Origin of the sequence: Thiemannella venezuelensis (assembly GCF_014203605.1) — a bacterium.
Classification (GTDB): Bacteria; Actinomycetota; Actinomycetes; order Streptosporangiales; family Streptosporangiaceae; genus Planomonospora_A; species Planomonospora_A venezuelensis.
The window spans coordinates 211,856-224,651 of sequence record NZ_JACHJJ010000013.1 but is presented as its reverse complement, the minus strand read 5'-3'; the positions used below and the strand labels follow the sequence as shown (position 1 = coordinate 224,651).

Below are 12,796 nucleotides of genomic sequence, written 5' to 3'. Positions count from 1 at the left end.
TTCCAGGCGGCCATCTGGCGGCAGGCCTCGCGCAGCACCCAGGCGCCGACCTCGACGATCATGCCGGTGCGCTCGGCGACGGGGATGAACTCCGCGGGGGAGACGAGGCCGTGTTCGGGGTGGCGCCAGCGGACCAGCGCCTCCACGCCGGACAGCTCGCCGCCGGGCAGCGCGACCACGGGCTGGTAGAGCAGGAACAGCTCGCCGGCGGTCAGGGCCTGGCGCAGCTCGGCGCCGAGGCGGGCGTGCTCGACGGCGCGGGTGTCCATGTCCTGGGCGTAGCGCACGTAGCGGCTCTTGCCGCGTTCCTTGGCGGTGTACATGGCCACGTCCGCGCGGCGCAGCAGTTCGCTGGCGTCCATGCCGGCGACCCCGTCGACCAGGCCGATGCTGGCCTGCACGAGCAGTTCGTGGCCGTCGGCGGCGACCGGCGTGCCGAGCGTCGTGATGATCCGCTCGGTGATCTGGTCGGCCTCGGCGGCGGTGACGTCGCGCAGCAGCACGGCGAACTCGTCGCCGCCCAGCCGGGCGACGGTGTCGCCGCGCCGGATGCACGCGCTCAGCCGGTCGGCCACGGCCACCAGCAGCGCGTCGCCGACCGCGTGGCCGAGCCGGTCGTTGACGGTTTTGAAGTCGTCGAGGTCGATCAGGGCGAGGGCGACCCCGCGGCCGGCGGTCTCGGTCAGGGCGCCCTCGGCCCGTTCGGTGAACAGGGCCCGGTTGGCCAGCCGGGTCAGCGTGTCGTGCGTGGCCTGGTGGGAGAGCTGGTCCTGGAGGCTGGCGTTGTCGTAGAAGGCCACGATCTGGCGGAGCACCACCAGGGCGGTGATCGCGATCGTCCCGGCCGCGATCACGCGGAGCTCCGGGCCGGACTCCTGGGCCGAGATCACCAGCAGGACGTCCGTCGCCGCGATCGCGACGTACGGCAGCAGGCTGAACGGCCGCCTCCGCCGCCGCGGGGCGGCGGCCGGCTCGGCCGAGACCCGGAGCTGCCGCTCGACGGCGAGACCGGTGAAGAAGGCGATGAGCGGGATGCCGAGGTGCGTGGTGGCGAGGTAGGGCTTGGCGTGCAGGAACGGGGCGAGCGCGCTGCTCGCGGCACCCGCCACGACCGACATCCCCAGGGCCGCCAGGACGCCGCGGTGCAGCGGGCCGGCGCCGGTCAGCAGCAGCTTGACGGCGGTGAGCACCTCGAGGAAGCACAGCGCGACGACCACGAGGGTGCTCCAGGACGAACCCGTGGCGGCCGCCACGTCCGGCGCGACGCGCAGCATCAGGTGCCACGCGAACAACCCCGCGGCCAGCATGACGACGCCCGCGTCGAGCCCCAGGGTCAGCAGCGCCCTGCGGGAGCGCTGCCCGATCGGCAGCCCCAGCAGCGCCCAGATGGTGATCAGCAGGGCGCCGAGGTACAGCACCATGGTGAGCGGGCCGGTGTACCGCAGCGAGACGCCGGGAACGGTGAACACGTCGTAGACGCCGTTCGCCAGCCCGGCGGAGAGAACCGCCATCGAGACGCTGAGCCGCCGCCAGAACGACCGCGCCGCCGCGGGCAGGGCGGCCGACCGCGAGACGCGCGCGCACGCGAGCGCGGCGACCGGGACGGAGACGACCACCGGGATCCACGCCACGATCGGCCACGCCGGCGGGTGCACCAGGCCGAGGAGGAACCAGCCGATACTGAAGAGGGAGAGCGCGCCGAGGCCCCACATCGTCGCCCGCGCGCGGACCCGGCCCGGAAGGGTGTACGGCGGCGCGGCCGGTCCCCGCAGACCACCTGTCATCGTTCAGTCCTCCGTCATACCGTGCCCGTACTCCGTGACGGTGGTACACATCGGCGCGGGAGGGCTGGTCCTGAGAGGTTCGCCCGCCTCCGGGGCGGGTTCAGGTCTCCTCGGAGAACAGCTCGGTCTTCTCGGTGTCCCCGGCGACGAGCAGGGTGTCGCCGGAGCGGACGACGGTCTCCGAGGTGGCGTAGGTGAACCCGGTGCCGGGCTTCTTGACGCCGACCACGGTCACGCCGTACCGGCTGCGGATGCCGAGCTCGGCCAGGGTCCTGCCGTCGGCCCAGCCGGGGGCCTTGGTCTTGACCAGCGCGTAGCCCTCGTCGACCTCCACGTAGTCGAGCATCCGGCCGGTGACCAGGTGCGCGACGCGCTCGCCCATGTCGGCCTCGGGCTGCACCACGTGGTGGGCGCCGATCCGCTCCAGGATCCGGGCGTGCTGGCGGCTGATGGCCTTGGCCCAGATGTCGCTCAGGCCGAGGTCGATCAGGATCGAGGTGGTCAGCACGCTCGACTCGATGTCGGTGCCGATGCCGACCACCGCCCGGCCGAACTCGGCGATGCCCAGCTGCGTCATCGCCTCGGAGTCGGTGGAGTCGGCGCAGACGACGTGGGTGAGCCGCCCGGAGAACTCCTGGACGTTGCGGGAGTCGCTGTCGACGCCCAGCACCTCGACGCCGCGCGCGGCGAGCTCGGTGGCGAGCGCGCCGCCGAACCGGCCGAGACCGATGACCACCACCGCGTCACCGCGGTTCGCCTTGTCAGCCAACGAGGGGTCGCTCCTCCGGGTAGCGGAACCTGCGGGTCTGGACGTGCAGCGCGAGCGCGGCGCCGAGGGTCACCGGCCCCAGCCTGCCGATGAACATCAGGGTGGTCAGGACCAGGTGCCCGGCGGCGCCGACGTCCGCGGTGATCCCCGTGGAGAGCCCCACCGTGCCGAACGCGGAGACCACCTCGAACAGTACGCGGTCGAGGGCGAACGGCGTCAGCATCATCATCACCAGCGTGCCGACGACCACGGCGGCAACGCTGACCAGGGCGATGGTGAGCGCCTGCCGCTGCAGCTGCTCGGAGATGCGGCGGCGCCCCGCCGTGACGTCGGGCTCGCCCCGCAGCTCCGCGAGGATGACGTAGCCGAGCAGCGCGAACGTGGTGACCTTGATGCCGCCCCCGGTGCTGGCGCTGCCCGCCCCGATGAACATCAGCACGTCGCTGACCAGCCAGGAGTTCTCGTGCATCTGGGAGGTGTCGACCGAGTTCAGGCCGCCGCTGCGGGTCATCGCGCTGTGGAAGAACCCGGCCAGGATGCGCAGGCCGGGAGCGAGCGGGCCGAACGTCTCGGGGTTGTTCCACTCCAGGATCATGATGATCAGGGCGCCGCCGAACAGCAGGACCGCGGTCATGCCCAGCGTCATCTTGGCGTGCAGCGACCAGCGGGAGGGCCGCCGCCAGTCCTTGCGCAGGACCGCGTAGACGGGGAACCCGAGGCCTCCGGCGACCACGGCCAGCACCACCGGCAGGCAGATCCACACGTCGCCGACGAAGCGCATCATGCTGTCGGGCCAGAGCGCGAACCCGGCGTTGGTGAACGCCGAGACGGCGTGGAAGACCCCGTAGTAGGCGGCGCGGCCGAGCGGCTCGCCGTACCCGATCACGAACCGGGCGGTGAGGACCACGGCCGTCACCGCCTCCACCGTCAGCGTGACCTTGGCCACGCCCGCGATCACCTGGCGGACGTCGCCCGGCCCGAGCGTCTTGGTCTCGGCCTGGGCGTTGAGCCGCGCGCGCAGCCCCAGCTTCCCGGAGACGATCAGTGCGAGGATCGAGGCGAGCGACATGATCCCGAAGCCGCCGACCTGGATCAGCGTCAGGATCACGACCTCGCCGAAGACCGTCCAGTGCGCGGCGGTGTCGTGCACCGCGAGCCCGGTGACGCACACCGCGGAGGTCGCGGTGAACAGCGCGGAGACCCAGGAGGCCTCCCTGCCCTCCGCGACGGCGACCGGCAGCGAGAGCAGCGCCGTGCCGGCCGCGATGACCGCGAGGAACGCGGCGACGACGACTCGGGACGGTGTGTTGATCTGCGGGGCCGGATACCTCACCGGGAGAGGATACGCCCTGTCCGCATCCAATCCGATCATTCGTACGGTGGCCGTCATGTCGCCCGCCCCGTGTCCCGCCGGGCACGGGGCGGGCGGGGAAGCCCGGGAGCCCGGGAGCCCGCGGCCCCTGGATCTCCGGGATCCGCGGGACGTAGCCTGGGACGGTGCTGAGGCGGACGGCGACGGCGCCGGAGATCACCTCGCCCGGACGGCTCGCGGAGCTGCTCGGGCGGGAGGCCTACCTGGCGGAGGACGGGCTGGCCACGGCGGCGTTCCTCGCGCTGCGGATGGGCCGCCCCCTGTTCCTGGAGGGCGGGGCCGGGGTCGGCAAGACCGAGCTGGCCCGCGCGCTCGCCTCGGTGCTGGACGCGCCGCTGATCCGGCTGCAGTGCTACGAGGGGCTCGACGGCTCCCAGGTCCTCTACGACTGGGACTTCGCCCGCCAGCTCCTGCACCTCAAGGCCGCCGAGGCGAGCGGGGTCACCGACGCCGCCCGGCTGGAGGGCGAGGTCTACGACCGGCGCTTCCTGATCGCCCGGCCGCTGCTGCGGGCGATCGAGACCCAGCCCTGCGTGCTGCTCATCGACGAGGTCGACCGGGCCGACGTCGAGTTCGAGGCGATCCTGCTGGAGGTCCTGTCCGACTTCGCGATCTCCGTCCCGGAGCTCGGCACGATCCGCGCCGAGGCCCCGCCGGTGGTCGTGCTGACCTCCAACCGCACCCGCGAGGTCCATGACGCGCTGAAGCGGCGCTGCCTCTACCACTGGCTGGAGCACCCCTCCTTCGAGCGGGAGGTGGAGATCCTGCTGCGCAGGCTCCCCGAGTGCTCGCGGACCCTCGCCGAGCAGGTCGCCACGGCGGCCGGACGGCTCCGCGAGGCCGGCCTGGTGAAGCCGCCGGGGATCTCCGAGACCCTCGACTGGACCGGGGCGCTGCTCACCCTCGGCGCCCGGGAGCTGGACCCCGGCCTGGCGGCGGCCACGCTGGGCGCCCTCCTCAAGCACCGCGAGGACCACGAGGCCGTGCTCGGGAACGGGCTGCTCGGTGCCTCCCGCTGACGGCCCCGGCTTCCCCGGTGCCCCCGGGGAAGCCGGGGCCGCGGCGGACGGTGGGCTGGTCGCGGTCATGACGGGGTTCGCCAGGACGCTGCGGGCCGCCGGGGTCCCCGCCGACCACGAGCGGACCCAGAACCTGCTGCGCGCCCTGTCCTGCCTGGACGCGGCCCGGCCCGGCGACGTCTACTGGGCGGGCCGGCTCACCCTGTGCGCCTCCGCCGACGACCTGCCCCGCTACGACAGGGTCTTCCGGGCCTACTTCGGCGGCCTGCGCGCGGGCCCGGCCCGCACGCAGGCCGCCGTCACCGTCACCCGGCACACCGCCGCGCCGACCGGCGGGGATCCGGGCGGGCGGGAGGACGGGCCGCCGCTCGCCGCCGGGGCGAGCGCGGCGGAGGTGCTGCGCCACCGCGACGTGGCGAAGATGACCGCGGCGGAGCTGGCCGAGGCGCACCGGCTGCTCGCCCTGCTCGCGCCCGCCAGGGAACGCCGCGCGTCACGGCGCTTCCGGCCGTCGCGCAGGGGACGCCTCGACGCCCGCCGGACGATCCGGGAGATCCTCCGGCGGGGCGGGGAGGCCGCCGTGCTCCGCCACCGGACGCACCGGACCCGGCCCCGCCGGGTGGTGCTGCTGGTGGACGTGAGCGGCTCCATGACCCCGTACGCCGACACCCTGCTCCGCCTCGCCCACGCGCTGGTCGGATCCGAGCCCCGCGCCACCGAGGTGTTCAGCGCGGGCACCCGGCTCACCCGGCTCACCGCCGAGCTGCGCCACCGCGACCCCGGCACCGCGATGGACGCCGTCTCGCGCGCCGTGCCCGACTGGAGCGGCGGGACCCGGCTCGGCGAGGAGCTGCGCAGGCTGCTGGCCCTGGGCGACGCCCGGGGGGCGACGGTGGTGATCGCCTCCGACGGCTGGGAGCGCGGCGACGTCTCGCTGCTCGGCGCGGAGATGGCCCGGCTGTCCCGTACGGCGCACCGGGTGGTCTGGGTGAACCCGCACAAGGGCCAGGAGGGCTACCAGCCGCTCACCGCCGGGATGCGGGCGGCGCTGCCGTACGTCGACGACTTCGTGGCCGGGCACAGCCTGGCCGCCTTCGAGGAACTGGCCGGACTGCTGGCGGGGGCGTACGCCGGGCCGTCGCGGGGGAGGAGGTTCCCATGAGAACGGGGATCGCGGGGCTGCTGCTGGCGGCCGGATCGGGATCGCGCCTCGGCACGCCGAAGGCGCTGGTGGAGTTCCACGGGGAGCGGCTGGTGGACCGGGGGATCCGGCTTCTGCACGACGGCGGCTGCCACCCGGTGGTGGTGGTGCTCGGCGCGGCGACCGTGCAGGTGCGCGGGGCGGTGGCCGTGCGCAACCCCGACTGGCGCTCCGGGATGGGCTCCTCGCTCCGGGTCGGGCTGGACGCGCTGCCCCCGGAGGCCGGGCACGTGGTGATCGCGCTGGTGGACCAGCCGTTCATCGGGGTGCCGGCGGTCGAGCGGCTCGTCCGGGCGGCGCGGGACGGCACCGCGGTGGCCGCGGCCACGTACGGCGGCGCGCCGAGGAACCCGGTGCTGATCGCCAGGGAGCACTTCGCGGAGGTCGCCCGGCTCGCCGTCGGCGACGTCGGGGCCCGGCCGTTCCTGCGGGCCCATCCCGGACTGGTCGTCGAGATCGCCTGCGACGACGTCGGAGACCCCGCCGACATCGACACGCCGGCCGACCTGGCGAGGCTGTAGGCGGCTCTCCGGGGGGCGGGCCGGAAACGGGTCGGACTCCGGGGAGCGGGCCGGAAACGGGTCAGAGCCGCAGGGAGGCCACGGCGGCGCGGTGGTCGCTGCCCGCGGCCGGCTCCACGTCCGCACCGGTCGCGGTGAGGCCGCGGTAGAGGATGTGGTCGGGACGGGTGACCGGGAACGAGGCCGGCCAGGTGAAGCCGAAACCGGTCCCCGCCTCCAGGTGGGCGTCGGAGAGCGGCGGCACCAGGCCGGAGAGCTTGCGGTCGGTGGTGGCGGTGTTGAGGTCGCCGAGGAGCAGCAGGTTCTCGCTCTTGTCCGCGTCGATGAGCCGCCGCGCGTGGGTGAGGGTGCTGTCCCGCTGGGCCGTCTCGCCGGGCCGGGCCGAGGCGAGGTGCATGACGTAGACCGTCACGTTCCCGCCGGGCGTCTTCACGACGGCGCGCAGCGCCCGGGTCCACTCCAGGCCGATGTCCACCGCCCGGTGCTCGATGATCGGGAAACGGCTCCACAGCCCGATCGTGCTGACCTGGACCCGGTGCGGGAAGTGGCGGCCGAGTTCCTCGGCCGCGGGGCCTCCCGGGGTCAGCTCCTGGGCGGCGAACAGGTCCCGGCCCCCGGCCAGGGCCCGCACGGCCCGCCCGGAGTCGGCGTTGGTCACGCCCACGTTGAGGGTGGCGACCGACAGGTCGCTCTGCCCGCCCGGCGCGGTGCGCAGCAGGGCCGGGCCGAACATGACCCCCCACACCAGCGCGGGGAGCAGCGCCGCGGCGACCGTCCTCCACGAGCGTGTGAGCAGCGCGCCGATCACCAGGAGGGGCACGGCCGCGCCCAGCCAGGGGAGCAGGCTCTCCAGCACGGGGGTGAGGCCGCCCAGCTCCGGCAGGAGACGGTGCCCGGCGAGGACCGCGGCCAGCGCCACCGCCATCACGATGATCACCCGTCTCAGTGCGATCCCCTTTCTCCGGCGGGTGGGAAAGGCATTCCCTGCCCCGAAATGCGTAGGCTACCGGCCTGGGGCGGGACGTGCGCGGGATCGCCTGCGCAGCCCGGGCGGAGCGCGCGGGCCCGTTCCGCGGACCCGGTGCGGCGGGCGCGGATCCGATTCGCGGGCGGATGCGGGGTTGGTGCTCGGCCGCCGACTCGATAGCCTTTGTTGCGGAGACAACGGAACAACATTCGGTTTCGCGGGCGCGAGCGGAAGGACGATCTCACGATGCGTATCGGTATGGCCCTGAACTACTCGGGGGGCTTCAAGGAGACCGTGGCCGAGCTGGCCGACTACGAGAAGGCCGGGCTCGACATCGTCTTCGTCGCCGAGGCCTACAGCTTCGACGCCGTCAGCCAGATGGGCTACATCGCGGCCAAGACCGAGCGGCTGCAGATCGCCTCGGGCATCCTGCCGGTCTACTCCCGGACCCCGACCCTGCTGGCCATGACCGCCGCGGGCATGGACTACGTCTCCGACGGCCGCTTCACGCTGGGCCTGGGCGCCTCCGGCCCGCAGGTCATCGAGGGCTTCCACGGCGTGCCGTACACCGCGCCGCTCGGCCGCACCCGCGAGGTCATCGAGATCTGCCGCCAGGTCTGGAAGCGCGAGCGGGTCACCTACGAGGGCAAGCACTACACCGTCCCGCTCCCCGCGGACCAGGGCACCGGTCTCGGCAAGCCCCTCAAGCTCATCAACCACCCGGTCCGCGAGCGCATCCCCGTCGTGATCGCCGCCATCGGCCCCAAGAACGTCGAGCTCGCCGCCGAGATCGCCGAGGGCTGGGAGCCCATCTTCTACATGCCGGAGAAGGCCGCCGACGTCTGGGGCGCCTCCATCGCCGCCGGCAAGGCCAAGCGCGACCCCGCCCTCGGCGAGCTCGACGTCATCGCCCAGGCGAGCCTGGCCATCGGCGACGACGTCTCCGGCTGGCTGGAGCTCGGCCGCCCGATGGCCGCCCTCTACATCGGCGGCATGGGCGCCAAGGGCAAGAACTTCTACAACGACCTGGCCCGGCGCTACGGCTACGAGAAGGAGGCCGAGCAGATCCAGGAGCTGTACCTGTCCGGCAAGAAGGACGAGGCCGCCGCGCTCGTCCCGCAGGAGCTGCTGGAGTCGATGTCGCTGATCGGCTCGGAGGGCTTCGTCCGCGACCGCCTCCAGGCGATGCGCGAGTCGGGCGTCACGACGATCAACGTCGCCCCCCTGGGCCGGACCCACGAGGAGCGGATCCGGCTGATCGAGAAGGTCCGGGAGCTGGCCTCCTGACGTCACACTGATCCCCGGGAGGCGGGGGCTCCGGCCGTACGGCTGGGGCCCCCGCTTTTCTCGTTATCTGTACACGGCCGGTCACGGAACGCTATTGCCTCCTTGAAGTTGCCAACTAGTTCAAATATCGTGAGGTGCATGAGCGAACACGTCACCGTCCCGTGGTCCCGGCTCCTGCAGCAGCCCAACCAGGTGGTCTCCCTCCTGGAGGAGGCGGTCTCCGTACGGCTCGCGCGCCGTGACGCCGAGGACCTGGTCATCACCAAGACGTCCCGGATGGACGTCATGTTCCACGGGGTCGAAGGAGTGGGCCGCTTCGTGGCGGCCCTGACGAGAACGGAGGAAGGACGGAAGATGCTGGAGACCTCGATCTCCGAGGCGTTCGCCTGGGCGCGCGTGATGCCCGACGACGCCGTGGCGGCGTTCGGCAGGGAGTTCGTGGAGATGCTCCACGGCTGCGCCGAGCTCGGCCAGTTCGCCCCGCTGGGCACCCTGGTCGCGGGCTGGAAGGCCACGGCGGAGGTGTACGCCGATCCGGAGCTGCACGCCGCTCTGACCAGGCCGTTCCCTGACGGTTTCCCTGAGGTGGACGGCGGTCCGGTCCCTCCCCCCGGGGTCGGTGCATGAGCCCGAAGCGCAACGAGAGGGCCGCCCCTCCGCCGCTGGGCCAGGAGTGGGACATCAGGTTCTCCGACACCGATTCGGCCAAGGGGTGGGAAGAGCTGGCGCGGCAGGTCCCGGGCAGTCTGCGGGAGTGTTTCGAGCGCCTTCGCGCCGAACCCGCCCCGCGCACGCCGAGCCCGCGGCATAGCCGTCTCCGTCACGACCATGCCGTCCGGAACTGGCGTGGTCGTGATCTCCCGCAATGGCAGTACGAAGTGACCGGTGGCGGCCGGGTCTGGTATGTGGTCGATGTGGAGACGCGGACCGTGTGGATCACCTACGCGTCTCCGCGGCATCCCAAGGTGACCGAGTAGGACCGCAGGATTTACCTGCTCACGGGCGGTCTAAGGGCGCAGACCGTTCGCGGCGCAGAGCTCTCCTGGCTCATGTGGCCCAGGTCATACGATTCATGTGGAATTCAACGTGGCCAAGGGGTGTTGCATCCCTTCGTGAGGTTCTCCCTGGTGCTCGTGCGGCTGGTCGGGCGACTGCATGTCGACCTGTGCCGCATCAACGGCGATCTCTGTCGCTGAACGCGCTTTCCCCTCTCCTTTTCCTCACCCCGCATGCCCGTGTCCGCTCCGGCATGCCTTTTTCGAAAGTCGCGTCCGTGAAGAGATTCTCCTTCTCCCTGCAGTTGCTGCTGGGCCTCGTCGTCGGCGTCGCCCTCGGGTTCGTCGCCCGGGCCGGTGAGCTCACCTGGCTCGCCGGCACGCTGACCGAGGTCGGCAAGATCTTCGTTCAGCTCCTCAAGCTCGCCGTCCCGCCGCTGGTCTTCACCGCCGTCGTGGTCAGCGTCGCCAACCTGCGCAACGTCAGCGGGGCCGCCCGGCTCGCGGGCAGGACCCTGCTCTGGTTCCTGATCACCTCGCTGGCCGCCGTCACCGCCGCCATCGGCCTCGGCCTGCTGATCAACCCCGGCAAGGGCGTCACCATCGCCACCGAGGGCGCCAAGGCCGTCGACCTGGAGGGCGCCGGCACCTGGATCGACTTCCTGACCGGGATCGTCCCGACCAACGTCGTCACCGCGTTCACCGAGCTCAACGTCCTCCAGATCGTCTTCCTGGGAGTCGTCCTCGGTGCCGCCGCGATGGCGGTCGGCGAGAAGGCCGAGCCGTTCCTGGAGGTCAGCCGCTCGGTCCTGGAACTGGTGCAGAAGGCCCTGTGGTGGGTCATCCGCCTGGCCCCGATCGGCACCGCGGGCCTGATCGGCAAGTCCGTGGCCACCTACGGCTGGGACCTGCTCGCCCCGCTGGCCAAGCTCAGCGCCGGGGTCTACATCGGCTGCGCCGTCGTGCTCGCGGTGATCTACCCGGTGCTGCTCTCCCTCGTCGGCAGGGTCAGCCCGCTGACCTTCTACCGCAAGGCCTGGCCCGCCATCGAGCTGGCCTTCGTCTCCCGCTCCTCGGTCGGCACCATGCCGCTGACCCAGCGGATCACCGTCGAGCGCCTCGGCGTCGACCGCGACTACGCCTCCTTCGCGGTGCCGTTCGGCGCCACCACCAAGATGGACGGCTGCGCCGCGGTCTACCCGGCTCTGGCCGCGATCTTCGTGGCCCAGGTGTTCGGCGTCCCGCTCGGCCTCGGCGACTACCTGCTGATCGCGTTCGTCTCCGTGGTCGGCTCGGCCGCCACCGCGGGCCTGACCGGCGCGATCGTGATGCTCACCCTCACCCTGAGCACGCTCGGCCTGCCGCTGGAGGGCGTCGGCCTGCTGCTGGCCATCGACCCCATCCTCGACATGATCCGCACGGCCACCAACGTGACCGGGCAGATGGTCGTCCCGGTCCTGGTCGGCCGGTCGGAGGGCCGCCTCGACGAGGCCGTCCTCAACGCCCCGCCGCAGCCCCTCGACGATACCCTCCGGGAGGGCGCCGAGCGCGGCAAGGACCGCGAGCTCGTCTCCGCCTGAGCCGCCCCGGAGCACCCGGACCATCCCGAAGCGACCGGGCGGGAGCCCCTCCGGCTCCCGCCCGGTCGCCGTTTCACGGATTCCGCCCCCGGCCGTCGCGGGTCTGATGTCCATGTCCGTCCGCGCCTCCTGGTCGCCCGGCCCCGGTCGCAGGAGACATCCGTGGCGACACGCGGCGTCACGGTCAATAGCATCGTGCCATGACCGCCACCCACGCCCGGCGCCGCGAGCGCCTCGCGGCCCTGCTGCCCGCTCACGAGGCGGACGCGCTCCTGGTCACCCGCGCCGTCAACGTGCGCTACCTGACCGGGCTGAACAGCTCCAACGCGGCCGTGCTGGTGAGGGCCGACGCCACGGCCGTCCTCGCCACCGACTCCCGCTACGCCGAGACCGCCCGGTCGCTCTGCGAGGGCGTCGAGGTGGCGGAGGAGCGCGACGTCGCCGGGGCGCTCGTCACCCGTGCCTCCGGGGTCGCGGTCGAAGCCCACCACCTTCCCGTCGCCGACTACTTCCGCCTCGCGGAGCGGCGCGGCGGGGAACCGCTCCGGCTCACCGGGCTGGTGGAGTCGGTGCGCCGGATCAAGGACGAGGCCGAGCTCGCCCTGATCCGCACCGCCTGCGCCCTCAGCGACCAGGCCTTCGCCGACGTGCTGCCCGCGCTGCGCCCCGGGCTGACCGAGCGGGAGGTCGCCCGGGCGCTGGAGGCCCGGATGGTGGAGCTGGGCGCGGAGAAGCCGGCCTTCGACACGATCGTCGCCTCCGGTCCCAACGGCTCGGTCCCGCACCACGCGCCCGGCGACCGGCCGCTGGAGCGCGGCGACCTGGTCACGATGGACTTCGGGGCGCTGCACGCGGGCTACCACGCGGACATGACCCGGACCGTGGCGATCGGCGAGCCCGCCGCCTGGCAGCGGGAGCTGTACGAGCTGGTCCGCACCGCCCAGCGGGCGGGCCGCCGTGCCGTACGGCCCGGCGCGGCCACGCACGAGGTGGACGCCGCGGCCCGCGACGTGATCGCCGGAGCGGGGTACGGCGAGCACTTCGGTCACGGTCTCGGCCACGGGGTCGGCCTGGAGATCCACGAGGAGCCGTTCCTGTCCCCGGCGACGCCGGAGAAAGCACGCGGGCACGGTAGACTTGACGATCGAGTTCCGGTCACCGTTGAGCCTGGGGTTTACCTGCCGGGCAGGGGCGGAGTCCGCATCGAGGACACGCTCGTGACGCGTGAGGACGGGCCGGAGCTTCTCACACGGACGACCAAAGAGCTGCTTGTCCTTTAAAGAGCGGCCGTACGCAGGAGA

General features: G+C 72.8%; 12 protein-coding genes. 8 read left to right on the top strand and 4 right to left on the bottom strand.

Translation table 11 applies throughout. The features are described from left to right. The 3 genes from FHS22_RS20420 to FHS22_RS20410 all read right to left on the bottom strand — a co-directional run. A partial coding sequence (locus tag FHS22_RS20420; RefSeq protein WP_184943824.1) for a putative bifunctional diguanylate cyclase/phosphodiesterase occupies positions 1–1,784 on the bottom strand: 1,784 nt, incomplete at its 3' end. Between the two features lie 100 nt (positions 1,785–1,884). Next, positions 1,885–2,553: a potassium channel family protein gene (locus tag FHS22_RS20415; RefSeq protein WP_184943823.1), complete on the bottom strand. Its 669-nt coding sequence runs from the start codon at positions 2,551–2,553 to the stop codon at positions 1,885–1,887. After that, a complete protein-coding gene (locus FHS22_RS20410; RefSeq protein ID WP_338047850.1) occupies positions 2,546–3,886 on the bottom strand; it encodes a TrkH family potassium uptake protein in 1,341 nt (446 codons plus the stop codon). Before FHS22_RS20410 ends, FHS22_RS20415 begins: the two co-directional genes overlap by 8 nt. Before the next feature lie 164 nt (positions 3,887–4,050). On the opposite strand from FHS22_RS20410, the gene FHS22_RS20405 reads away from it, so the two are divergent. From FHS22_RS20405 to FHS22_RS20395, 3 genes are read left to right on the top strand one after another with little or no spacing between them, the layout of a single operon-like run. Then, positions 4,051–4,944: an AAA family ATPase gene (locus tag FHS22_RS20405; protein ID WP_338047849.1), complete on the top strand. Its 894-nt coding sequence runs from the start codon at positions 4,051–4,053 to the stop codon at positions 4,942–4,944. Beyond that, the gene (locus FHS22_RS20400) at positions 4,931–6,106 is read left to right on the top strand and encodes a vWA domain-containing protein (RefSeq protein ID WP_338047848.1); all 1,176 of its coding nucleotides are present in this window, start codon (positions 4,931–4,933) and stop codon (positions 6,104–6,106) included. The genes FHS22_RS20405 and FHS22_RS20400 overlap by 14 nt, the downstream gene beginning before the upstream one ends. Next, the gene (locus FHS22_RS20395; RefSeq protein ID WP_184943821.1) at positions 6,103–6,666 is read left to right on the top strand and encodes a nucleotidyltransferase family protein; all 564 of its coding nucleotides are present in this window, start codon (positions 6,103–6,105) and stop codon (positions 6,664–6,666) included. Before FHS22_RS20400 ends, FHS22_RS20395 begins: the two co-directional genes overlap by 4 nt. A 61-nt stretch (positions 6,667–6,727) precedes the next feature. Here the strand turns inward: FHS22_RS20395 and FHS22_RS20390 are convergent, their stop codons facing one another. Next, positions 6,728–7,603 (bottom strand): endonuclease/exonuclease/phosphatase family protein, encoded by an 876-nt coding sequence (locus FHS22_RS20390; protein WP_338047847.1) that lies wholly within the window; start codon positions 7,601–7,603, stop codon positions 6,728–6,730. A gap of 276 nt (positions 7,604–7,879) precedes the next feature. On the opposite strand from FHS22_RS20390, the gene FHS22_RS20385 reads away from it, so the two are divergent. The 5 genes from FHS22_RS20385 (at position 7,880) to FHS22_RS20365 (ending at position 12,775) form a co-directional block, all read left to right on the top strand. Next, complete coding sequence (locus FHS22_RS20385; protein ID WP_184943820.1) at positions 7,880–8,920, top strand: LLM class F420-dependent oxidoreductase; 1,041 nt, start codon at positions 7,880–7,882, stop codon at positions 8,918–8,920. Positions 8,921–9,058: 138 nt separating this feature from the next. Continuing rightward, on the top strand, positions 9,059–9,547 hold the full coding sequence (locus FHS22_RS20380) for a hypothetical protein (protein WP_184943819.1): 489 nt from the start codon (positions 9,059–9,061) through the stop codon (positions 9,545–9,547). After that, positions 9,544–9,897 carry a hypothetical protein gene (locus tag FHS22_RS20375; RefSeq protein ID WP_184943818.1) on the top strand — a complete coding sequence of 118 codons (354 nt, stop codon included), beginning with the start codon at positions 9,544–9,546 and terminating at the stop codon, positions 9,895–9,897. The genes FHS22_RS20380 and FHS22_RS20375 overlap by 4 nt, the downstream gene beginning before the upstream one ends. Before the next feature lie 296 nt (positions 9,898–10,193). Then, positions 10,194–11,495 (top strand): dicarboxylate/amino acid:cation symporter, encoded by a 1,302-nt coding sequence (locus tag FHS22_RS20370; protein WP_184943817.1) that lies wholly within the window; start codon positions 10,194–10,196, stop codon positions 11,493–11,495. A gap of 200 nt (positions 11,496–11,695) precedes the next feature. Beyond that, a complete protein-coding gene (locus FHS22_RS20365) occupies positions 11,696–12,775 on the top strand; it encodes a M24 family metallopeptidase (protein WP_184943816.1) in 1,080 nt (359 codons plus the stop codon). Positions 12,776–12,796: the final 21 nt, after the last annotated feature.